A 617-nucleotide genomic window follows, 5' to 3' on the forward strand; every position below is an offset into this window, starting at 1 on the left:
ACAAATGCTACAAATAAAAGCGTAACATGGACGAGTAGCGATACAAATATCGCAACAGTAAGTGCAACTGGCGTTGTAACAGGTAAAGCAGTAGGAACAGCTACAATTACAGCAACGACAGTTGATGGCGGTAAAAAAGCTGAATCTACAATAACAATACTTCAGCCAGTAACAAGCATAGCATTAAATAAAACAGTATTAACGTTTAAAGTTGGAGATCCAGACTTTAAGCTTGAAGCAACGGTTGGTCCAATTAATGCATCCGATAAATCACTAACTTGGACATCAAGCAACTCTTCTGTAGCAACAGTAGATGCAAATGGATTAGTTCACGCGGTGGCATCGGGATCAACAACGATAACAGCCAAATCTGTCCTTGGTAATGCGGTAGCTACTTCGGCAGTCACGGTAGCTTATAATGTAAGTTCAATTTCATTAAATAAACCGAGTCTTACAGTCAACATAGGTACACCTTCGACACTGACTGCAACAATAAGTCCGACAAATGCTACGAATAAAAACGTAACATGGACAAGTAGCGATACAAATATCGCAACAGTAAGTGCAACAGGCGTTGTAACGGGTAAAGCAGTAGGAACAGCTACAATTACAGCAAC

1 protein-coding gene is annotated in these 617 nt (G+C 40.2%); it reads left to right on the plus strand.

The genetic code is table 11. The features are described from left to right. Positions 1-617, plus strand: a 617-nt coding sequence (locus B7R67_RS21820) for an Ig-like domain-containing protein (protein ID WP_142289609.1), incomplete at both ends; no start/stop codon positions are given.

This window comes from Gottfriedia luciferensis, from assembly GCF_002156865.1.
Taxonomy (GTDB): Bacteria; Bacillota; Bacilli; order Bacillales; family Bacillaceae_G; genus Gottfriedia; species Gottfriedia luciferensis.